This window comes from Exiguobacterium artemiae, assembly GCF_033342815.1.
GTDB lineage: Bacteria > Bacillota > Bacilli > Exiguobacteriales > Exiguobacteriaceae > Exiguobacterium_A > Exiguobacterium_A artemiae_A.
In genome coordinates this window covers 1-22,493 of sequence record NZ_JAWPEN010000020.1, presented here as the reverse complement: position 1 = coordinate 22,493, position 22,493 = coordinate 1, and the positions used below count along the sequence as shown (strand labels likewise).

The window sequence follows — 22,493 nt, the reverse complement described above, 5'->3', positions numbered from 1 at the left end:
CTTCCCTGTTTGTATTCCCATCATCCGTTTGACGGATGTTCTGTTATCCTTCGTATTTCGCCAACTCTTCAAGCAGTTGCGTTTCATTCCAAATCTCAATTCCGAGCGACTCGGCTTTCGTTAACTTCGAACCGGCTTTTTCCCCGGCTACTAAAATGTCCGTTTTCTTACTGACACTTCCGGTTACGTCCGCTCCAAGCAATTCGAGCCGCTTGCCGGCTTCCGAACGTTTCAGTGATTCGAGCGTTCCGGTCAGCACAATCGTTTTCCCGGCGAGCGGAGCATTCGATTGATCGACCCGTTGTCCGAGAAACTGTTGATTCAGTCCGAGTTCTGCCAAATCCTTGATCAGTGCCTGCGCTTCCGGATGTTCAAAATACTTCGTCACAGAATCGGCAATCTTACTGCCGATTCCGTCGATTGCTAAAATATCTTCATAGTCCGCCTGTGCGATGCCCTCGAGTGAATCAAACCGTTCTGCCAGCAGGTATGCCGCTTTTTGACCGACCAATCGAATCCCGAGACCAAACATCAACCGTTCCAAGGAGTTTTGCTTCGACGCTTCAATCGCGGTCAGGAGATTATCGACCGACGTTTCACCCATGCGTTCATACGTCAGCAATTCATCCCGGTCGAGGCGGTACAGATCGGCAAGCGTCCGGATTGCTTCGTGTTCGTACAATTGACGGACGACTTTTTCACCGAGGCCGTCGATGTTCATCGCTTGACGCGATACGAAGTGAATGATGCCTTCGACGAGTTGAGCCGGGCACTCCGGACTGACACACCGGATATCCGCTTCGCCTTCAAGACGAACGAGTTCGGATTCGCAGGCCGGACAATGCGCCGGGAATTCAATCGGCTGTTCGTCCCCTGTCCGTTCCGAGACGACGACGCTGACGACTGCCGGGATGACATCTCCGGCTTTTTTGATGATGACTTGATCGTGCAGCCGAATGTCCTTTTCCGTAATGAAATCGGCATTGTGGAGCGTCGCATAACTGACGGTCGAACCGGCAACAACGACCGGGGCAAACCGGGCACGTGGCGTGACTTTCCCTGTCCGTCCGACACTGAAATCGACTTCTTCGACCGTTGTCATGACTTCTTCGGCGGCAAATTTATAAGCCGTCGCAAAACGGGGGCTTTTTGCTGTAAAGCCGAGTTCTTCCTGATCGTCATAACGGTCGACCTTTAAGACGATCCCGTCAATTTCATACGGTAAGTTGGCACGTTCCCGTGTCCAGTGGTCGATGTACGCCAAAATTTCTTCGACCGTCTCACACGTCTGCATCTCCTTGTTCGTCGGCAGTCCGAGTTCCGCCAGTTGTTGCATCGCTTCACTGTGCGAACGGGCACTCAGTGTATTGACACCGACACCGTAGACGAACAGTGACAGATTACGGGATGCTGTAATCGAAGAGTCGAGCTGACGCAAACTACCGGCCGCTGCATTGCGCGGATTGGCAAACAGCGCTTCCTCCCGTTCGGCCCGGTCTGCATTAAGACGTTCAAACGATTGTTTCGGCATATATGCTTCGCCCCGGACCTCCACCGTCTCCGTTTGACGCAACCGGAGCGGCAAGGCTTTGATTGTCCGGAGGTTTTGCGTGATATTCTCGCCGACCGTCCCGTCGCCGCGCGTCGCCCCGCGGACAAGTTGTCCGTCTTCGTACTTCAGCGAAATGGCGAGTCCGTCAAACTTCAACTCTGCCACGTACGTCGTCGACCGACCGAGAGAGCGTTCGATGCGGGCGACCCACTCCCGAATCTCCGTCTCATCAAAGACGTTGCCGAGCGATAACATTGGTAAATCATGGGTCACCTTCTCAAAGGCATCGAGCGGCGCAGCACCGACGCGTTGCGTCGGTGAATCTGCTGTGATCAGCTCCGGATGTGCCGTTTCGAGTTCCATCAGTTCCCGCAACAATTGATCATAGGTGCTGTCCGGAACAGTCGGTTGATCCTGCACGTAATATTCATAACTGTATTGGTTTAATTTTTGGCGTAATTCTTCGATTCGTGCCTGTTCTGTCATCTTGACGCCTCCACTCATACCTTTTTGATCGGTGCGAATTTCGCCAGCAACCGTTTGACACCGACTTCCGGGAAGGCGATATCGATTTCAAGGCTGTCTCCTGCTCCGCGTGTCTGTACCACGGTACCGCGACCCCATTTTCCGTGCTCCGCTTTGTCTCCGACGTTCCAGCCGAGTGACTCCGCGCCTGACGTCTTCATCGCCGTGGGTTTCGTGACCGAACGACCGATGACGGCTTTTCCTTGCGGCACCGGACGGTCTTCCCACGGTAACGGTTTCGGTTTTTTACCGGTCCGCTCCAGTACTTCCTCCGGTAATTCGGCAAGGAAACGGGATTCGAGATTGGCATTCGTCCGACCGTAGAGCGAACGCATCCGCGCGTGCGAGAGATACAGGCGTTTTTCGGCCCGGGTAATCCCGACGTAAGCAAGACGGCGTTCTTCTTCCATTTCATCTTCATCCTGCAGGGAGCGGCTGTGCGGGAACAATCCTTCCTCCATTCCAATCAGGAAGACGATCGGGAACTCAAGTCCTTTTGCCGAGTGCAATGTCATCAAGGTTACCTGTTCGCCCGGATCACTTTCATCGAGCGAGTCGACATCAGCGACCAACGTCAAATCGGTTAAGAAGGCGATGATTGTTTGTTCTTCCGGATCTGCTTTTTCGGTCTCTTTTTCAAAGTTTTGCGCAACGGTAATGAACTCGTTGATGTTTTCGAGACGGCTTTGTGCTTCAAGCGTTTTGTCCTCTTTCAACACTTGACGGTATCCGGTCTTCTCGAGGACTTCTTCGACCAGTTCAGACAGGCTGATAAACTCCTGCATTTGCTGCAAGCCGAGAATCATCGTCCGGAAGTCCGTCAGTTTGGCTGCCGTTTTCGGCGCAATGCTCGACAATTCGATATCGCGGATGGCTTCCATCAGGGACACGCCCTGCAGGTCGGCAAAATCACGTAATTTATCAATCGTCGTTGCTCCGATACCGCGTTTCGGTTCATTGACGATCCGGGCAAACGATAAGTCTTCGTTCGGATTGGAAATCAGACGCAGATAAGCCAGGACATCCTTGATTTCTTTGCGATCATAGAACTTCGTGCCGCCGATCATCTTGTACGGGACATTTGATTTCAGTAATGTTTCCTCAATCGCCCGTGACTGGGCATTCGTCCGGTAGAGAATCGCAACATCGTTCAGTTTCATGCCGTAACGCAACGCATTGCGGATTTCCTGGACGATATAAAACGCTTCTTCGCGTTCGTTTTCCGCCGTATGGACAATCAATTTTTCGCCTTCCGCGTTTTCCGTCCAGAGTTTCTTGTCTTTGCGGGTACTGTTGTTTTGAATGACATGGTTCGCTGCATCGAGAATTCGTTTTGATGAACGGTAATTTTGTTCGAGCAGGATGACTTTCGCTGTCGGATAATCTTCCTCAAACGACAGGATGTTCGCAATGTCAGCTCCCCGCCAGCGGTAAATCGACTGATCCGAGTCCCCGACGACACATAAGTTCTGATGGGCTGCTGCCAGGAGATTAACGAGATCATACTGGGCTTTGTTCGTATCCTGATACTCATCGACATGAATGTATTGGAACTTGCGTTGATAAAATGCCAAAACATCCGGATTTTGTTTAAACAGTTCTGTCGTCTTCCCAATCAAGTCGTCAAAATCAAGCGCATTGTTACGGCGCAGGACGGCTTCATATCCTTTATAAATTTCAGCAACCGTTTTTTCATACGGATTCGTGACGATCGATGCATAGAACTCGGCACTGCGCAGTTCATTTTTTTGACTCGAGATGATCGACAGCATCGACCGGGGATCCCACTTCTTCGGATCGAGGTTTTGTTCTTTTAAGACGAGTTTCAGTGCGGATTGCTGATCACTGGAATCGAGAATCGTAAAGTTCCGGTTGTAGCCGATTTTTTCAATATCACGGCGCAACATCCGGACACACATCGAGTGGAAGGTCGAAACCCAGATATCATTGGCGACACCACCGACGAGCCGAGCAATCCGGTCACGCATTTCACGTGCCGCTTTATTCGTAAAGGTAATCGCCAGGATATTCCACGGCGCGACTTGTTTCGCTGCCATCAAATAGGCGACGCGGTGTGTCAGGACACGGGTTTTTCCGGAGCCTGCTCCCGCCATGATTAAAAGCGGTCCATCGGTATGCTTGACTGCCTTTGCTTGTTCCGGATTCAATCCGCTGACAAGCTGTTCACTTAAATTAAACATCTAAATAGCCTCATTTCTATATTCCGAACTTTTGTTCTTATATTTTATCGTGTTGCTGCGACGGTCGCAAGTGCCGCTTCTAAATTGTCATAGATGATGTTGCCGACGACGATGGTATCCGCATGTGTCAACATTTCCCGCGCCCGTTCAGCGGAGTCGATGCCGCCGCCGTAAAACAGACGACCTTGCTTCAAGACCCGTTTGACGGAAGCGACGAGCGCCGGATCGCCGTAGGTGCCGCTGTACTCAAGATAAATGATCGGCATCCGGAATACACTGTCCGCCAGTTGCGCGTAAGCGACCACCCGGTCATCGGTCAGCTGTTTTGCTTGCGTGACACGTGCGACCTTGGCGTCAGGATTCAGGACGATATACCCTTCCCCGACGAGGTCTTGATGCGCCAGCATATGACCGACTTCTTCGAGCGCCTCGACCTGCTTCTCAATCACGTGTTCGAGCGTTCCACTGTTCAGGACGCTCGGCGTCAAATACGTATCAAATCCCATCGTCGCTGCTTCAAGCTCCGATACTTCAAGTGCCACCGCGACCGGATACCGCCGCAAGCGCATCAGCAAATCAAGTGTCGCATCGAGGGTGATATCATCGGTACCTCCGACGATGATGGCGTCTGTTCCCGAAGTCGCAACCGCCTGAAGAACTTCTTCTTCAATCTCCTTTGCCGGATCAAGTTTAAAGACATGACGCCATTCATTATAAGGTAACAACATGTTCGTTCCATCCTCTCTTCTCATTCTCTTTCCCCAGTATAAAACAAAAACCCATCCCGCGCAGAGCGAGATGGGGCAGATCGATCAGACACGGGCCCGGCGCTTCGTCAACAGCGCAGCGAGACCGAGGGACAAAAAAGCATAAAGGACGGCAAATGCCCACGGCTCGGCCAGGAAAAAACCGAGTACCGGGACATCCAGTAACGGTGAATCCGGCGAACAGAGCGCCCGTCCGTTGACGAGGGCTAAAAACGGTAACGCCGGCACCATAAAGATATAACCAAAATTGATCCAAAATGTCCGATTCACGTCACAACCTCCTTAACCGATGATGACCGATTCTTTCGGATAATTGTAATTCCGTTTTGGTTGGTTCGCCTTCAGCAGCAAGACAAACGAAATGACACCAATCCGTCCAATGAACATCAGGACCGATAACGTCCATTTGCCAACATCGGATAACTCACTCGTAATTCCAAGCGACAGCCCCGTTGTTCCGAACGCGGAACAGGCTTCGAAAAACAGGACGAGGAACGGTGCATCTTCAAAAATCAGCAGGACAATCAGTCCAATCATCGTCACGCCGGTCGATACGACGATGACGACAAATGCTTTCCAAATATCCGACTGACCGATTTCGCGTCCAAAGATTTTGATGCCGTATTCACCGCGGATAAAGGCGATGACACTGAGCACGGCGACGGCAAACGTCGTCGTCCGGATTCCGCCTCCGACCGAGGACGGGGACGCTCCGATGAACATCAGAATCGACAGGACAAAAATCGACGCTTGTGAAAACGATGTGATATCGACTGTCGTCAGTCCGCCGTTTCGGGTCGTCACGGATTGGAACAGCGCATCGACCAGTTTTTCATTAACCGGTAATCCTTTAAACGATTGATTCCACTCGAACAGCAACAGACTGACCGTTCCGAATAAGACTAGGATGAAAAACGTCGATGCGGTCAATTTCGTAAATAACGAAAAATGATACGGCTGACGGGTCGACTGGCGGGTCGCCCGGTACGAGATATACCGCCGGACTTCAACCAGGACTGGGAAGCCGATCGCACCAAGCGTCAACAGTAGAATTTGCATGAAGACGACAAATAAATCTCCCCGGAACGGCAGGAGTGATTCTCCGGTAATATCGAATCCGGCATTGGTCGTCGCACTGACGGAACCAAATAGTCCTTGTAGCATCGCTTCGCCGAGCGTCGGAAAGTACTTCGTATAATACAAGCCTAGAATCAAGGCTCCAATGATTTCAATCGACAGGATAATCAAAATGACTTCGCGAATGTATTTGACGACTCCCTGCATCGTCGTCTGGTTTTGGTCACGGACGACAAGTTGTCGCTCCCGAAAGCCGATCCGCTTGCCGAGGATGACCCACATCGCGATGTGCAATGACATCAAACCGATTCCGCTGACCTGCACGAGAATCATGATCATAAAGTAACCGAACGTCGTAAATGTGTCCGAGACGGAGACGGTCGTCAATCCGGTCACGCTGACACAGCTGACGGCCATGAACACAAGATCCGTGAAATCCCAGTCGTAATTGCCCTTTGTCGACCAGGGTAACCCCAGTAAAATGACACCAATGATGACGGCAACAAAATAAATAATGACGAGTGACTGGATCGGCGTCAGTTTTCGAATGAAATGTTGCAGTTTTTGTTGATACGCTAAATCCATCCGGCTTCGTCCTCCTTCACAGAAATAGCGGATAACCGGTTAGTTATCCGCTACTTCCTCCTCTACGACACCTAATCGTGCGAGCGCCAAGTCGTAGCCGCCGGAACCATAGTTCAGGCACCGTTTCACACGCGAAATAGTGGCTGTCGAAGCACCTGTCGCCTTTTCAATTTTATGATACGTGTTGCCTTCCCGTAACTGACGGGCGACTTCGAGACGTTGTGCCAAGGCCTGAATTTCATTGACCGTTGCCAAGTCTTCAAACAGCGTATAACAATCTTCTAATGAATCCATCTTCATGATGGCTGTAAATAATTGATCGAGTTCTTTTCCACGCAATTTATCGAGTTGCATCGTCTAACTCCCTTTCCCATTTGTTGCTCTTTAACAGTTTAAAGTGCGACGTTTTAAATTTCAAGCGTCATCGCAAAATTGCCGGGAAAAGTACTTTTTTCCGTAAGACTTCGTAAATTCCTTGCGGCGTAATCCGGACATACGGCAAATGGGTCGATGCCAGGAACAAAAGCGTATAAATCGGATCTTCAAACTGATAGCCGCGGGCGAACAGTGCTTCACGGAGCGCCGTTTCCTGAACGATCAGATCTTCAAGCGGTAAATCAGACGTCTGCCCCATCAAGGTCAAAGGAACTTCTGCCACCACTTCTCCGTCTTCGACGAGAACAACCCCGCCGCCAAATGATTTCATCCGGTCAAAGGCAATCTGCATATCCCGTTTCGATTTTCCGATCAGCAAGATATCGCCACTGATGGAATACGAACTGACGAGCCCGCCGACATGCGTCGCAAAGTTTTTCAGCACGGTATTCAGGCGCCATTTCCCTTCGCGGTCAACAAGCATCAAAAACGACTCATTGCATCCGGCAGGCAGTACCTGCATGCTTGTATCGTGTTCGACCTGATAGAGCTTCATGATGACCGAATTGACCATTTCAAGACCAACCGGCATGCTGAACGAAAAGTCCTGTTCGGTCAAATCAAGCCCGACTTGTGAAGTCGGCATCAAATCAATTGCCCGGTCGAGTGCTTCGACTGGATAACACGGAATATCGTTTTTGCGGACCCAGGTCCCGCGGGCGACGACGTCAACCGGTGTCGGCTTGTCTTTTGCTTCGAGGATGTTTAAATGGGCAATCCGACCCGGAGCAATACTGCCAAGCAGATGATCGAGGTTAAAGTGACGCGCTGCGTTGTACGACGCAATCCGGTATGCTTCTTCCGGCGCAATCCCTGCGGCAAGCATCAGACGGATCGTCTCATCCATCAGACCGGCTTTATAAAAGGACGGTGTCGAGCCATCGGTCGTCACCAGTACCTTCTCGTAATTTTGTAATCCCGCTTCGACGAGACCGGCAAAGATATCCGGTAAATCCGGACGGATCGAGGAATAGCGGATCGTTGTCGTGTAGCCGAGTTCGAGACGCATCAGCGCTTCTTCGACCGTCATCGCTTCATGGTCACTCGTAACGCCGAACAGTGCCATTTTTGTTAACGTCTTTGCAGAAGCACCCGGAAAGTGTCCTTCAATCGGTTTACCGAGCTTCATCGCATCCTGCATCCATTGCAGCAACTCGTCGTCGCCTTGCGACAGACGCGGCCAGCCCGTCAATTCGCCAGCTTGAATGACTTGTGGATGTTTCAACCAGGCTTGGATCCGCCGGTTATCAATCGTGATGCTGTCGGCATCCAGTTCCGTCTGGGCATCGAGACGGGCCCACCAGTACATCGATGTCGGAAGGTCGGCCAATGCGTCGACCTGCGCAAACGCTTGCTCCGTCGGCTCTAATAAAAGCAGCATATTATCGTTGACGAGTGTCGTCGTTCCGTGCTCTGCCGCAAATTTTGCGAGTGTCGCCGGATTATACAATTGGAACGGATGGGCATGCGGTTCAATGTAACCGGGGACGATAAATTTCCCTGTCGCATCGTAGATTTCATCCGCCGTATCCGGCATATCCGGTCCGACGTAAATGATCCGGTCGCCGCTGATCCAAATGTTTGCCGTCCGCCAGGCTTTGAGTCCTTGGTTTAAGTATGTCGCATTTTCAATCACGAGTGTAGGTGCAAGCTTTCCGTTGATGACCGCTTGATGCGTACGGACTTCTGTTTTCGTCCATGGGGACCGTCCACAATTTTTTTTCATGAAAGCTCGACCTCCTTTTTAATTTGAAAACGCTTTCTTATAGTTCTTATACTAAAATGTTACCGGAAAAGTTTCAAGCTTATTCGTGGTCAATTCAATCCATTTCGCCAAAATAACACAAAACCGCCACGGAAAACAAGTTACGTTCGCCGCAACATTGAAAAAAAGCCGCCCCCCTCACATCACTGCGAGTGGAACCGGCTTATCCGTTATGTCGTGCGAAATGCTTTTTTGGCGATATCCGTCCGGTAAAAGAAGCCGGTCCGGTCAAACGAATCAAGTCCGTTGTACACCGTTGCGACAGCCTGCTGCATGTCTTTCGCTTTCGCGACACAGACCAGAACACGTCCTCCGGCTGATACGATCTTCTCCTCATCGCCTGCAGCTGTTCCCGCATGGAAAATCAGGACATCGGAACCGATCGTCGACGTTTGAACAGGAAGCCCTGTCACCGGCTGTTCCGGATAACCGTTCGCCGCGATGACGACACCGACGACGGCATCGTCCGACCAGACGACTTCCGGGACATCCCCCTGCATCAATGGAATAATGACGTCAAGCAACTCCGTCTCGAGCCGCGGCAGGATGACTTCCGTTTCCGGATCACCGAAACGGGCGTTGAACTCGATGACGGAAGGTCCGCGGCTCGTCAACATCAGACCCGCGTACAGGAAACCGGTAAACGGAATCCCTTCGCTCGCCATTTGTTCGACAAGCGGACGGAGAACACGTTGCATCGCTTCTTCCGTCACGGCTGCTTCGTCAAATTGCGGCAAGGGACTGTAAGCTCCCATTCCGCCTGTATTCGGACCGGTGTCGCCGTTAAATGCTCGCTTATGATCTTGCGACAAGACCATCGGAATGACGGTTTCTTCATGGACGAAGGCCATCAGCGAACATTCTTCACCGACAAGACATTCTTCAATTACGACACTGCTCTGCTGACCAAAGTCACCGGCAAAAATTTCGTCGATTGCCTGAACGGCTTGTTCAATCGTTGTCGCAACGGTGACCCCTTTCCCGGCTGCCAGTCCGTCCGCTTTGACGACGATCGGTGCACCCTGGCGGCGGATGTAAGCAGTCGCTTCAGCCGCTGATGTAAAAACGGCATGGTCGGCCGTCGGAATACCGGCCCGGTCCATCAAAGCTTTTGCGAATTGTTTGCTGCCCTCAATCGCCGCCGCTTCACGTGACGGTCCAAAAATCGGTAAGCCGGCTGCCTGAAACGCATTGACGATTCCAAGGACAAGCGGTCCTTCTGGTCCGACAATCGTCCAGTCAATCTGCTCATCCCGTGCGAACTGAACCAATTCCTCAATCGCATCTTCCCGGATTGGCACGCAGACCGCTTCCGTCATCCCGATGTTGCCGGGTGCAGCATACACGGTTTCAACACGCACGTCTTGTGCCAATTTCCAAACGAGCGCATGCTCGCGTCCACCTTTACCGACTACTAATACTTTCATTCGGATCGCCTCCGCTTAGTGTTTGAAATGACGCACGTTCGTAAAGATCATCGTGATGCCGTGTTTGTTGCAGGCATCGATTGATTCCTGATCACGGATTGATCCGCCCGGTTGGATGATGGCTGTAATCCCGGCCGCTGCTGCTGCTTCGACCGTATCGCCCATCGGGAAGAACGCATCCGAGCCCATGGCAGCCCCGATTGCTTTATCACCGGCTTGCGTAATCGCGATATTCGCTGAACCGACACGATTCATCTGTCCGGCACCGACGCCGACTGTCACTTCATCTTTCGCGATGACGATGGCATTGGATTTCACGTGTTTGACCGCACGCCATGCCAGTTTCAAATCTTCCCATTCAGCGGCCGTCGGTTTACGGTCGGTGACGACACGTGCTGATGCATCATCAAGTGTTTCGTCATCACTGTCCTGGACAAGCATACCGCCGGCAACTGCCGTATAGCGGATTGCTTGAACCCGTTTAACATCCAGTTCGAGCAACCGGAGATTTTTCTTCGCCGACAGTAACGCAAATGCGTCTTCGGTAAAGGATGGAGCAATGATGATTTCAAGGAAAATACCGCTCAGTTGTTCCGCTGTTGCAAGATCGACTTCCCGGTTCAGGGCGACGATTCCGCCGAAAATCGAAACCGGATCCGCTGCATGCGCACGACGGAACGCTTCATCAATCGTCGGACCGACGGCGACGCCGCACGGATTCATGTGTTTGACGACGACGGCTGCCGCTTCGCGGAACTCATCGAGAATCTCCAGTGCTGCATTGGCATCCTGGATATTGTTATAAGACAATTCTTTCCCGTGGAGCTGTTTCGCGGACGCGAGTGAAGCCCCGCGGTAGATCGGTGTTTTGTAGAAGGCGGCTTCCTGGTGCGGGTTTTCTCCGTACCGCAAATCCTGGACTTTTTCGAGCGTAATCGTCAACTGATCGGGGAACTTTTCACCCGTCTGTGTCAGGAAGTAATCGGCAATCAAGGCATCATACGCCGCTGTGTGGCGGAATGCTTTGGCTGCCAGTTTTTGACGGGTTTCGAATGTCGTTCCGCCCAGATGAATTTCCTCGATGACCGCCTGATAATCGGCCGGATCAACGACGACCGTTACCGCCGCATGATTTTTGGCAGCCGAACGGATCATGCTTGGTCCGCCGATATCGATGTTCTCGATTGCATCGGCATACGAAACATCTTCATTCATGACCGTTTCTTTGAATGGATAGAGATTAACAACCACAAAATCAATCGGTTTGATGTGTTGTTCCGCCATCTGCTCGCGGTGACTTTCAAGATCCCGGCGTCCGAGCAGTCCACCGTGAACCATCGGATGGAGAGTCTTGACCCGGCCGTCGAGCATCTCCGGGAATTGTGTGACTTCACTGATGCCAATGACCGGAAGTCCTGCTGCTTCAAGGGCTTGATGTGTTCCGCCTGTCGAAATCAATTCGATCCCGGCGTCATGCATCGCCTGCCCGAGTTCGACGATACCTGTTTTGTCTGATACGCTGATTAACGCTCTCATACGTTTGCCTCCTCTTTCATCCACTCTTCGATGACTTGCGGGTACAATCTGTGCTCCACCTGCTGAATCGCCTGTTGGAGCGTTTCCCGTGTCATATCCTCTGTGATCCGAACCGCTTCTTGCGCGATGATCGGTCCTGTATCCATGCCTTCATCGACTATATGAATTGTAACACCTGTGATTTTGACTCCGCCACGAAATGCTTGGCCGATCGCATCTTTTCCCGGAAACGCCGGAAGCAGTGACGGATGAATGTTGACGATCCGTCCGGCATAATGCGACAGCAGGACGTCTCCGATCAAGCGCATATATCCGGCTAAGATGATCCGTTCCACGCCCCGTCGTTCCAGTTCCCTAACGATTTCCTGTTCGAACGACGGTTTGTCCGGATAATCTTTTGCCGTGAAGACGAAGACATCACAGCCGCGGGCCTGAGCCCGTTCAATCACTTTTGCTTGTTTTTGATCACAGACGACGAGTTCAATCGTAGCCTGCAGACGTCCTGTTTCAACTGCTTCGAATAAAGCTTCGACATTACTGCCACTTCCCGAGGCAAAACAGGCAATCTTCATTGGTCGACTCCAAGAATCCGGACACCCGGTTCACCCGTCACGGTCCCGATCGTATAGACCGTCTCGTTTTCACGGGCAAGTCGTGCCGAGACTGCTGCGACATCTTCCGGTTTGACGATCATCATGTAGCCGATCCCCATGTTGAAGACGTTATACATATCGTGACGCGGAACGTTTCCAGCCTGTTCGAGCCAGTCGAAGACCGGTAACGTCGGCCATTTTTTCGGATCAAACGTCGCACCGCAACCTTCCGGAAGCACACGCGGGACGTTTTCGTAAAAACCACCGCCCGTAATGTGGACCATCGCCTGAATTTTTTCTGTCTCAAGCGCGGCTTTGACCGCTTCGACGTAAATCCGTGTCGGCATCAGCAACGTATTGCCGATCGTACTGCCGAACATCATCAACTCATCTTCGTATCGCAGACCACTTTCGGCGACGATCTTCCGGACAAGTGAAAAGCCGTTCGAGTGAACGCCGGACGAAGCAAGACCTAAGATGACATCTCCCGGTTGAACGTGTTCTCCTGTGATCAATTTTTGTTTTTCGACGGCACCGACGGCAAAGCCGGCAATGTCGTATTCACCATCGGCGTACATACCCGGCATTTCTGCCGTTTCGCCGCCAATCAGCGTGCAGCCGGACTGGACACAGCCTTCCGCGACACCGGCGACAATCCGCTCAATCTTAGCGGGAATTGCTTTTCCAAGAGCAATGTAATCGAGGAAATAGAGCGGCTCCGCCCCTTGGACGATAATGTCATTGACACACATCGCGACACAATCAATGCCGATTGTATCGTGCTGGTCGAGCGCGAAGGCGAGCTTCAGCTTTGTGCCGACGCCGTCCGTTCCGCTGACGAGAACCGGCTCTTTGAGGTTCAATTGGCTGAGGTCGAACATTGCACCGAAACTGCCGAGTCCCGTCATGACTTCTTTGCGCATCGAGCGGGCCACGTGTTTTTTCATGCGGGAAACGGATTCGTATCCTGCTGTCAGGCTGACACCTGCTGCTTCGTATTGTTTACTCATGCTTTGTTCCCCCGTCTGTTCAAAGTTTGGCTTCTAGTTCTAATGCACCGATTGGTGTTGGATATTCGCCTGTGAAACAAGCCGTACACTGGCCTTTTAATGGTCCGTCAAACGGACGGTCGATTGCATTGACCATTCCGTTGACCGTTAGAAACTCAAGTGAATCCGCTCCGATTTCCCGGCAAATCTCACTTGGTGTCAACCGGGCGGAAATCAATTCATCTTTTGAAGACGTATCGATTCCGTAATAACATGGATTCGTGATCGGCGGTGCCGTGATGCGGACATGAACTTCCGTTGCCCCGGCTTCCCGTAACAGTCCGACAATCCGGCGACTCGTCGTCCCGCGGACAATCGAATCATCGACCATGATGACGCGTTTCCCGTTGACGACACCCCGCAACGCCGATAACTTCATTTTGACGCCGCGTTCGCGGAGTTCCTGTGACGGTTGGATAAACGTCCGACCGACGTAACGGTTTTTAATCAATCCCATTTCGTATGGAATGCCGCTTGCTTCCGCGTAACCGATTGCTGCCGAAATGCTTGAATCCGGCACACCGGTGACGACATCGGCCTCGACCGGTGCTTCTTCGAACATCTTTTTACCAAGTGCTTTTCGTGCTGTATGAACATTGACCCCATCAATCATCGAATCGGGACGGGAAAAGTAGATGTATTCCATCGAACACATTGCCCGTTCATGCGGTTCCATATACTGGCGTGATGACATACCGGACGTCGTAATCGTCACGAGCTCCCCCGGCTCGATATCACGGATGAACTCGGCACCGACGATGTCAAAGGCACATGTCTCGGATGAAAAGACGATGCCGCCGTCCGGTGTTTTACCGAGCGACAACGGCCGCAGACCGTGTGGATCGACGGCAACGTACAATGTATCTTCCGTTAAGAACAAGAAGGCGAATGCACCGACGAGCCGGGCCAGACTATCGGCAATCCGGTCTTCAAGCGTCGGTAACTTACTCCGTTTGACGAGGTGGGCAACGACTTCCGTATCACTCGTCGTTTGGAAAATCGCCCCTTCCGCTTCAAGTAAGTGTTTTAACGAATCGGCATTGACGAGGTTTCCGTTGTGCGCAAGCGCCAAGTCGCCCGTCCGCGATTTAAAATGAAGCGGTTGTGTATTCTCGAGCGTATTTCCCCCGGCTGTCGAATAACGGACATGTCCAATGGCATGGTGCCCCGATAAGGAATCAAGCGTCTCCTGCGAAAAAACTTCCGTGACGAGCCCTTGTCCCCGGTGCGGCAGAAGCAGTTTCCCGTCACTCGCGACGATTCCTGCTCCTTCCTGTCCCCGGTGTTGGAGGCTGTGGAGTCCGTAGTACGCAAGCTGCGCCGCTTCCGGTTGTCCGAAAATCCCGAACACCCCACACTCTTCGTTTAATCCTTTGATGTCATATAACACGCGATCGCCCCTTCCCAGTCGGCTTGCAGTGTTGAACGTGTCGCTTCGATGAATGTATCGTTTGTCTTGATTTGCAACGCATCTTGATCGGTGACATACCCTAATTTATGTGCGCCTGTCTGGTTGACGAAGGCGGCTTCCTGTTCCGCTTTCACCGTCACGACGAACCGTGATTGCGATTCACTGAACAGGTGGAGAGCCGGACCGTCAAACGTCACATCAAGACCGAGTGTCGTGCCGAATGTCATTTCAGCGAGTGCTACGGCGAGACCGCCTTCCGCCACGTCATGAATCGCGGTGACGAGTCCCGCTTGAACTGCTGCCTGTAAGGCCAATAACCGCTCTTGTTCGACCGCTAAGTCAATCTGCGGTGCTTTCCCGAATGATTTTTCGAATTGCAGATATTGCAATTCACTGCCGCCGAATTCGGCTGCAGTTTCTCCAAGCAGGTAAACCGCGTCACCGGCTTGCTTGACGTGCTGTGTTGTAATCCATTCGGTCTGTTCGTGAAGACCGACCATCCCGACGACCGGCGTCGGATGAACCGCTTTTCCGGCAGATTCGTTGTATAAAGAAACGTTGCCTCCGATGACCGGTGTCTCAAGGACCCGGCACGCTTCAGCCATTCCGGCTGTTGCTTGTTGCAACTGCCAGAAGCCTTCCGGTTTATCCGGATTGCCGAAGTTCAGACAATCGGTGATGGCGAGCGGTGTTGCTCCGCTGGCAACGATGTTGCGGGCGGCTTCCGCGACAGCAATCTGTCCGCCGACGAACGGATCGAGGTACACGAACCGGCTGTTGCAGTCCGTTGTCATCGCCAGTGCTTTGTTCGTTCCGCGAACGCGGATGACGGCGGCATCAGAACCCGGTGCGACGACAGTCGACGTCTGGACCATATGATCGTATTGATCGTAGACCCAACGTTTGGAAGCAATCGTCGGTTGTTTGAGCAAGTCACGCCATGTTTCGACGACATCTTCGACGACCGGCAACGTTTCATCCATTGCCTGAAATTCTTCATAATAAGCCGGAACACGTGACGGTTTGTCATAAACCGGTGCTTCTTCCGCGAGCGCATCAACCGGTACTTCCGCGACGATTTTGCCGTGATGGACGAGACGCAATACTTTCTCGTCGATGACTTCTCCGACGTGCACCGCATGCAGTCCCCATTTACTGACGATGGCTTCGATTTCCGACTCGCGTCCGCGTTCGACGACGAGCAACATCCGCTCTTGTGACTCCGATAACATCATTTCGTAAGCAGTCATGCCGGTTTCCCGTTGCGGGACGTCGTCGAGATGCATCTCGATGCCCATACCGGCTTTCGAAGCCATCTCGGCTGATGATGATGTCAGTCCGGCAGCTCCCATATCCTGCATCCCGACGAGCGCCGGATGACCAACGATTTCAAGACACGCTTCGATTAACAGCTTCTCCATGAACGGATCACCAACTTGAACAGCCGGACGTTTTGCTTCCGTATCTTCCCCAAGATCCTCGGAAGCGAACGTCGCCCCATGAATGCCGTCACGTCCGGTAGCGGCACCGACGTACATGACCGAGTTGCCGGCTCCTTTGGCAAGACCCTTTTGAATGTCTTCGTGGTTGATCAAGCCGATACACATCGCATTGACAAGGGGATTGCCTTCATACGAATGATCAAATCCGACTTCTCCGCCGATCGTCGGAATACCGACACAGTTCCCGTATCCGGCGATTCCGGCGACGACCTGTTCGAACAGTTGATTGACACGCGGTGTCCCGAGATGACCGAACCGCAATGAGTTCATCAGTGCGACCGGACGGGCACCCATCGAGAAGATATCGCGGATGATCCCGCCGACACCCGTTGCTGCCCCTTGATACGGTTCAACGGCGGACGGATGGTTGTGACTCTCGATTTTAAAGACAACGGCTTGGTTGTCCCCGATATCGACGACACCGGCTCCTTCTCCGGGACCTTGCAACACGCGTGGTCCGGTCGTTGGAAACTGGCGTAAGACCGGCTTCGATGTCTTGTACGAACAATGCTCCGACCACATGACGGAAAACAATCCGATTTCCGTATAGTTCGGTTGACGTCCGAGTAACTTGACGACCATGTCGTATTCTGCGTCGCTCAGTCCCATCGTTGCGTAGATCCGTTGTTCCTGAATTTGCTCCATCGTTGGTTCAGACTGTTGTTTTAGCATGGTGTGCCCCCTGTTTGACGAGTGAAGTGAATAACTTAAGTCCATCGGTTCCGCCGGTCAGCAGTTCGACTGCCCGTTCCGGGTGTGGCATCATACCGAGTACGTTCCCGGCTTTGTTCGTGATACCGGCAATGTCGCCGCGTGATCCGTTCGGGTTATCGGTATACGTAAAGGCAATTTGCCGGTTCGTCTGTAACATCGCATACGTCGCATCGTCACAATAGTAGTTGCCTTCTCCGTGCGCGATTGGAATCGTAATTGTTTCTTGCGCCGCATAGTCCGATGTAAAGCGTGTCTCATTGTTTTCAACCTTCAGTTCAACCGTCCGGCACATGAACTTCAGTCCCGTATTACGGTGTAAGACACCCGGGAGAAGTCCGGCTTCAACAAGGATCTGGAAGCCGTTGCAGACGCCGAGAACCGTTTTACCTTCTGTCGCAAAGCGTTTGACCTCTTCCATGATTGGTGAGAATTGAGCGATCGCTCCGCACCGGAGATAGTCGCCGTAGGAGAAGCCGCCCGGTAACAAGACGCCGTCATATCCTTCAAGAGACGTTTCCGTATGGAAGACGTAGTCCGCTTCTTCACCGAGTGCATCTTTGACAGCATGATACATATCTAGATCACAGTTCGATCCGGGAAAAACGATGACGGCAAACTTCATACGGTCGTCACCTCTTCTACGTCAAAACGGTAATCTTCCATCACAGTATTAACGAGCAGCTTCTGACACATCTCATGAATCATCGTGTCCGTTGTCTCATCTGAAACAAGCAACTCAATTCGTTTACCGATCCGGACTTCTTCGACACCTGTAAAACCAAGCTGTTGTAATCCACCTTTGACCGCAACCCCTTGTGGATCTAAAATGCTTTCCCGTAATGCGACCGCTACTGTAACTTTTTTCATTGTCCGTTTCCCCCTAGGCGATTGAATAGTGTTTGGTACGTGTCGATGAGTGATCCGATATTACGGCGAAAGACGTCTTTATCGAGGTGTTCGCCTGTTTCCTTATCCCATAACCGGCATGTATCCGGTGAGATTTCGTCTGCGAGCAAGATCTCGCCCGCCGGTGTTTTACCGTACTCGAGTTTAAAGTCAATCAGGGTGATGCCCTTTTCATCAAAGTAAGGCCGTAAGACATTATTGACGCGATGCGCTTCCTGTTCGAGCAAAGAAAGCTCCTCTGTAGTCGCAATCTTCAGTAAATTAATGTGTGCCGGTGTGACAAGCGGATCGCCTAAGCTGTCATCCTTATAATAAAACTCGACGATCGGTGTTTCGAGGACCGTTCCTTCTTCAATACCGAGCCGTTTGCTCAGGCTGCCGGCGACGACGTTTCGAACGACGACTTCGAGTGGAATGATGGTGACACGACGTACGAGCTGTTCGCGCTCCGATGTCCGCTCAATGAAGTGGGTTGGAATTCCGGCCGCTGCGAGAACTTCAAAAAAGTGACTCGTCAAACGGTTGTTCAGCTCTCCCTTACCGGCAAACTCTGCCTTCTTTTCTCCATTAAATGCCGTTGCTTCGTCTTTGTAGACGATGCGGAGCACATCCTGATCCTGCGTCGTGTATAACCGTTTTGCTTTTCCTTCATAAAGTGGTTGCATCGATTTCGTCCCCCATGATTCTAAGATGTAGACGGGAGTCATGCTCCCGTCCCAGGTTTGATTAGTTCAAGCCACACCGTTCAAAGATTTCATCGACCCGGCTCGTATGATACGTCGGATCAAAACAAGCATCGAGTTCTTCTTCTGTAAAGAGTTGTTGGATATCCGCTTCCTGCCATAAGACATCACGGAACATGATTTGTTCTTCCCATGCCTGCATCGCCCGCGGTTGGACGAAGTCGTAGGCCGCTTCACGGGACCAGCCTTTTTCGATCAACGCCAGTAAAACGTGACCGGAGAAGATGACACCAAATGTCCGGTCCATGTTGCGTTTCATGTTTTCCGGGAACACCGTCAGATTTTTGATGATGTTACCAAACCGGTTCAGCATATAGTTGAGTAATCCCGTCGCATCCGGCAAAATGATCCGTTCCGCCGATGAGTGCGAAATATCGCGTTCGTGCCAAAGCGAGACGTTTTCATACGCTGTGACCATATGACCGCGGATGACCCGGGCAAGCCCCGTCATGTTCTCGGAACCGATTGGATTGCGTTTATGCGGCATCGCCGATGATCCCTTTTGACCTTTGGCGAAAAACTCTTCCACTTCGCGCGTCTCTGTCTTTTGCAGACCACGGATTTCTGTCGCCATCTTTTCGATTGATGTCGCAATCAAAGCAATTGTCGACATGTAATGCGCATGACGGTCGCGTTGAAGCGTCTGTGTCGAGACAGGTGCAGGTTTCGTACCAAGCTTCTCACAAACATATTTTTCGATGAACGGATCGATGTTTGCAAACGTTCCGACCGCTCCCGACATTTTGCCGTATTCGACTGTTTCCCGTGCTGCCTCGAACCGGACTTTATTCCGTTTCATTTCTTCGTACCAAAGCGCGAGCTTCAGACCAAACGTGGTAGGCTCCGCGTGTACGCCGTGTGTACGTCCCATCATGACCGTATACTTATGTTCGTTCGCTTTGACCTTTAGGATGTCAATGAAACGATCAAGATCCGCCGCCAAGATATCATTGGCTTGTTTCAGCAAGTACGATAATGCCGTATCGACGACATCCGTTGACGTCAGCCCGTAATGGACCCATTTGCGTTCTTCGCCAAGCGTCTCGGAAACAGCGCGGGTAAAGGCGATGACATCGTGCCGTGTCTCCTGTTCAATCTCATTGATGCGGTTGACATCAAACGAAGCCTTTTCCCAGAGCAACTGGACGTCTTCTTTTGGAATCACACCGAGTTCACTCCAAGCTTCACATGCTAAAATCTCAACTTTCAACCAGGCTTCGAATTTATTCTGTTCTGTCCAGATCGCTTTCATCTCAGGACGTGTATAACGTTCGATCATCTAACCGTCTCCTTCCATATCTTCAGGCGCGTAACTTCAGCCAATGCTTCTTCGACTGAATCAGCCAGGATGTTCAAATGTCCCATCTTCCGACCTTGTTTTGCTTCCTGTTTCCCGTATAAATGGACTTTCGTCCGTGAGGATAACGTTGGTAGTTCCTCGTATAATGCTGTGATATGTTGACCTAGGATGTTCGCCATGACGACCGGTGTCGTCAAGCGGGTATCACCGAGCGGGAGACCGCAGATGGCGCGTATGTGCTGTTCAAACTGTGACGTCTCACACGCATCAATCGAGTAGTGACCCGAGTTGTGCGGACGGGGTGCCAGTTCATTGACAATCAGTTCAGATCCGACGACAAACAGTTCAATCGCCAGTGTGCCGATCAGATTCATATCATCCGCGAGCCGCGTTGCCAGTTCAATCGCCTGTCGCTTCAACTCATTCGGAATACGCGCCGGAACAATCGACAGATGCAGGATATTGTCTTGGTGGATATTTTCACTGACCGGGAACACTTTCGTCTCCTGTCCGCTTCGTGCGACGATGACGGAGATTTCCTGATCAAACGGTAACCATTTTTCAGCGACATACTCGGTTGGTTCAAACGTCTTGATTGCTGTTTGTAAATCCAGCTCTGTCCGAATGACCGTCTGTCCTTTTCCGTCGTAACCAAACCGGGCTGTTTTTAAGACGAACGGTAGACCTAACTGCCGTTTGGCTTCCAGCAAATCTTCGGTCGTCTCAACTGCCTGATACGGTGCTACTTGGTAACCGAGCTGTTCAATCAGTTCTTTCTCCCGGATTCGATGCTGCGTCCGAAACAGAAGTTCTGTTCCGTGAATCAGTTTACTGCCGATTGCTTCTGCTACTTCGTGTGAGATGTTTTCGAACTCGTAGGTCACGACGTCTGATTCGGCAGCAAGCCGTTTCGCTGCTTCCACATCCGTGAACGGCGCCTGAATCTGTTGATCGGAAACTTGTGCACACGGTGCATTTTCTGTCGGATCCAGTGTAATAAGCGAATAGCCCATTTGACGTGCCGATAAAGCCATCATCCGACCTAATTGTCCTCCACCTAAGATACCAATCCGTTTCATGTCAGGTGTACCTCGGAAGCAATGACATCTCCCTCTAGTTCGACGCGCATATGATCAAGCGCCCGGGCAATCCGTTCGTCGACCGTTCCAAGAATCTGGGCAGCAAGCAGACCGGCATTTTTCGCTCCGGCATCACCGATCGCAACCGTTGCGACCGGAACACCACCAGGCATTTGGACGATGGAGAGTAAGGAATCGATGCCTTGAAGCGCTTTGCTTTGAATCGGAACCCCGATTACGGGAAGTGTCGTCTTTGCAGCTACCATTCCCGGAAGGTGGGCGGCTCCGCCTGCACCGGCAATGATGACCTTGAGTCCCCGTTCCCGGGCAGACTCGGCATAACGGAACATCAAGTCAGGTGTCCGGTGTGCCGACACAACTTTCTTTTCATAACCAATGTCCAGCTGATCCAGTACATCACACGTTTTCTGCATGGTCACCCAGTCTGATTGACTGCCCATGATGACCCCGATTTCCACCTTACTCATCTGCGTCTCCTCCTTTTTGCATAAAAAAAGCCCAAACCACGTCTAAAAGGGTGGCTTAGGGTATAAAAAGGTACGCCAAAGAATTATCGACGAACATCCATATACCCCATAGTCCAACGATTTAGGGTCGTCGGGTAGAAACTTGCAAGCCATATCCCTGCTATTATACGAGGTGTTATATTCAATCTTCCTATCACGCCTTCATCTTAACAAGACTCGAGTCGGTTCGTCAACCAAAGGCGAACAATTTAATTATCTGAAAATTTATCGTTCGCTTTTAAGCTTGAATTGTTCTGTTCACTTAGTTCAGTATTCGGAAATTTTAAAAGTAATCAACACTATTGATGAGAAAACGACAAAAAAATACGACCCTTTCGTTTATGAAAGAGTCGTATGTATAAGAAGATATCACGATTCAGGCATTTCAAGCTTCGAGTTTCGGTTTGCAGTCAAAGATGATTTGCTGGCGGATAGGATACGGTTCTTCGTTGGCATCCAGTCCAAAAATCGGTTCTTCCCGTCGAACGGTCGGACGATAACCCATGGCATCGATCCGATCCAGACAATCACTGATCGTTTCATTTTCTTCTACGGCAACGCGCATTTTCTGTTTTTTGGCCATGAGTATCACATTCCTTCCTAATTATATATATGAAAAAACCAAAAAAAGTCCATAAAAAAGCGGCGGCCCTTGAGCGTATGCTCCAGAACCACCGTTTGCCTGGCAACGTCCTATCCTCACAGGGGGAAGCCCCCAACTACTTTCGGCGTTCAAGTGCTTAACTTCCGTGTTCGGCATGGGAACGGGTGTGACCACTTGGCTATCGTCACCAGACGA

The 22,493-nt window shown here is 51.5% G+C and carries 20 protein-coding genes, 1 rRNA gene and 1 riboswitch; all 21 genes read right to left on the bottom strand.

The annotated features are described in order from the left end of the window. Positions 1 to 43 precede the first annotated feature (43 nt). The gene (gene ligA, locus R7V76_RS14855; protein ID WP_318093963.1) at positions 44 to 2,038 is read right to left on the bottom strand and encodes an NAD-dependent DNA ligase LigA; all 1,995 of its coding nucleotides are present in this window, start codon (positions 2,036 to 2,038) and stop codon (positions 44 to 46) included. A 14-nt stretch (positions 2,039 to 2,052) separates the two neighbouring features. After that, on the bottom strand, positions 2,053 to 4,278 hold the full coding sequence (gene pcrA / locus R7V76_RS14850; RefSeq protein WP_318093961.1) for a DNA helicase PcrA: 2,226 nt from the start codon (positions 4,276 to 4,278) through the stop codon (positions 2,053 to 2,055). A gap of 44 nt (positions 4,279 to 4,322) precedes the next feature. Further along, complete coding sequence (locus R7V76_RS14845; protein WP_318093959.1) at positions 4,323 to 5,006, bottom strand: heptaprenylglyceryl phosphate synthase; 684 nt, start codon at positions 5,004 to 5,006, stop codon at positions 4,323 to 4,325. Between the two features lie 84 nt (positions 5,007 to 5,090). After that, a complete protein-coding gene (locus R7V76_RS14840; protein ID WP_318093958.1) occupies positions 5,091 to 5,315 on the bottom strand; it encodes a hypothetical protein in 225 nt (74 codons plus the stop codon). A gap of 12 nt (positions 5,316 to 5,327) precedes the next feature. Next, positions 5,328 to 6,707, bottom strand: a complete 1,380-nt coding sequence (locus R7V76_RS14835) for a TrkH family potassium uptake protein (RefSeq protein WP_318093956.1) — start codon at positions 6,705 to 6,707, stop codon at positions 5,328 to 5,330. A 39-nt stretch (positions 6,708 to 6,746) separates the two neighbouring features. After that, the gene (locus R7V76_RS14830) at positions 6,747 to 7,061 is read right to left on the bottom strand and encodes a YerC/YecD family TrpR-related protein (protein WP_318093954.1); all 315 of its coding nucleotides are present in this window, start codon (positions 7,059 to 7,061) and stop codon (positions 6,747 to 6,749) included. A 67-nt stretch (positions 7,062 to 7,128) separates the two neighbouring features. Next, entirely contained in the window at positions 7,129 to 8,868 is a 1,740-nt protein-coding gene (locus R7V76_RS14825; RefSeq protein WP_318093952.1) for an adenine deaminase C-terminal domain-containing protein, read from the bottom strand. Positions 8,869 to 9,077: 209 nt separating this feature from the next. Then, positions 9,078 to 10,334 (bottom strand): phosphoribosylamine--glycine ligase, encoded by a 1,257-nt coding sequence (gene purD / locus R7V76_RS14820; protein ID WP_318093950.1) that lies wholly within the window; start codon positions 10,332 to 10,334, stop codon positions 9,078 to 9,080. A gap of 15 nt (positions 10,335 to 10,349) precedes the next feature. Further along, the gene (purH, locus tag R7V76_RS14815; RefSeq protein WP_318093948.1) at positions 10,350 to 11,870 is read right to left on the bottom strand and encodes a bifunctional phosphoribosylaminoimidazolecarboxamide formyltransferase/IMP cyclohydrolase; all 1,521 of its coding nucleotides are present in this window, start codon (positions 11,868 to 11,870) and stop codon (positions 10,350 to 10,352) included. Next, complete coding sequence (gene purN / locus R7V76_RS14810; protein ID WP_318093946.1) at positions 11,867 to 12,442, bottom strand: phosphoribosylglycinamide formyltransferase; 576 nt, start codon at positions 12,440 to 12,442, stop codon at positions 11,867 to 11,869. The genes purH and purN overlap by 4 nt, the downstream gene beginning before the upstream one ends. Next, entirely contained in the window at positions 12,439 to 13,473 is a 1,035-nt protein-coding gene (gene purM / locus R7V76_RS14805) for a phosphoribosylformylglycinamidine cyclo-ligase (RefSeq protein ID WP_318093944.1), read from the bottom strand. The genes purN and purM overlap by 4 nt, the downstream gene beginning before the upstream one ends. A 19-nt stretch (positions 13,474 to 13,492) precedes the next feature. Continuing rightward, positions 13,493 to 14,902 carry an amidophosphoribosyltransferase gene (gene purF / locus R7V76_RS14800; protein WP_026833967.1) on the bottom strand — a complete coding sequence of 470 codons (1,410 nt, stop codon included), beginning with the start codon at positions 14,900 to 14,902 and terminating at the stop codon, positions 13,493 to 13,495. Further along, complete coding sequence (gene purL, locus R7V76_RS14795) at positions 14,878 to 17,097, bottom strand: phosphoribosylformylglycinamidine synthase subunit PurL (protein ID WP_318093942.1); 2,220 nt, start codon at positions 17,095 to 17,097, stop codon at positions 14,878 to 14,880. Before purL ends, purF begins: the two co-directional genes overlap by 25 nt. Continuing rightward, positions 17,078 to 17,761: a phosphoribosylformylglycinamidine synthase subunit PurQ gene (purQ, locus tag R7V76_RS14790; protein WP_318093940.1), complete on the bottom strand. Its 684-nt coding sequence runs from the start codon at positions 17,759 to 17,761 to the stop codon at positions 17,078 to 17,080. The genes purL and purQ overlap by 20 nt, the downstream gene beginning before the upstream one ends. Further along, positions 17,758 to 18,006, bottom strand: coding sequence for a phosphoribosylformylglycinamidine synthase subunit PurS (purS, locus tag R7V76_RS14785; protein ID WP_318093938.1), 249 nt, complete (start codon positions 18,004 to 18,006; stop codon positions 17,758 to 17,760). Before purS ends, purQ begins: the two co-directional genes overlap by 4 nt. Then, on the bottom strand, positions 18,003 to 18,710 hold the full coding sequence (gene purC / locus R7V76_RS14780) for a phosphoribosylaminoimidazolesuccinocarboxamide synthase (RefSeq protein ID WP_318093936.1): 708 nt from the start codon (positions 18,708 to 18,710) through the stop codon (positions 18,003 to 18,005). Before purC ends, purS begins: the two co-directional genes overlap by 4 nt. A gap of 61 nt (positions 18,711 to 18,771) precedes the next feature. Next, positions 18,772 to 20,067, bottom strand: a complete 1,296-nt coding sequence (gene purB / locus R7V76_RS14775; protein WP_318093934.1) for an adenylosuccinate lyase — start codon at positions 20,065 to 20,067, stop codon at positions 18,772 to 18,774. Further along, positions 20,064 to 21,167, bottom strand: coding sequence for a 5-(carboxyamino)imidazole ribonucleotide synthase (gene purK / locus R7V76_RS14770; RefSeq protein ID WP_318093932.1), 1,104 nt, complete (start codon positions 21,165 to 21,167; stop codon positions 20,064 to 20,066). The genes purB and purK overlap by 4 nt, the downstream gene beginning before the upstream one ends. Next, positions 21,164 to 21,655 carry a 5-(carboxyamino)imidazole ribonucleotide mutase gene (gene purE, locus R7V76_RS14765; RefSeq protein WP_114596963.1) on the bottom strand — a complete coding sequence of 164 codons (492 nt, stop codon included), beginning with the start codon at positions 21,653 to 21,655 and terminating at the stop codon, positions 21,164 to 21,166. Before purE ends, purK begins: the two co-directional genes overlap by 4 nt. An 89-nt stretch (positions 21,656 to 21,744) precedes the next feature. Then, positions 21,745 to 21,846, bottom strand: a riboswitch (purine riboswitch). Positions 21,847 to 22,079: 233 nt separating this feature from the next. Continuing rightward, a complete protein-coding gene (locus R7V76_RS14760; RefSeq protein ID WP_440137056.1) occupies positions 22,080 to 22,259 on the bottom strand; it encodes an NETI motif-containing protein in 180 nt (59 codons plus the stop codon). 115 nt (positions 22,260 to 22,374) lie between these two features. After that, positions 22,375 to 22,490: ribosomal RNA gene (gene rrf, locus R7V76_RS14755) — 5S ribosomal RNA — on the bottom strand. Between the last annotated feature and the right edge of the window lie 3 nt (positions 22,491 to 22,493).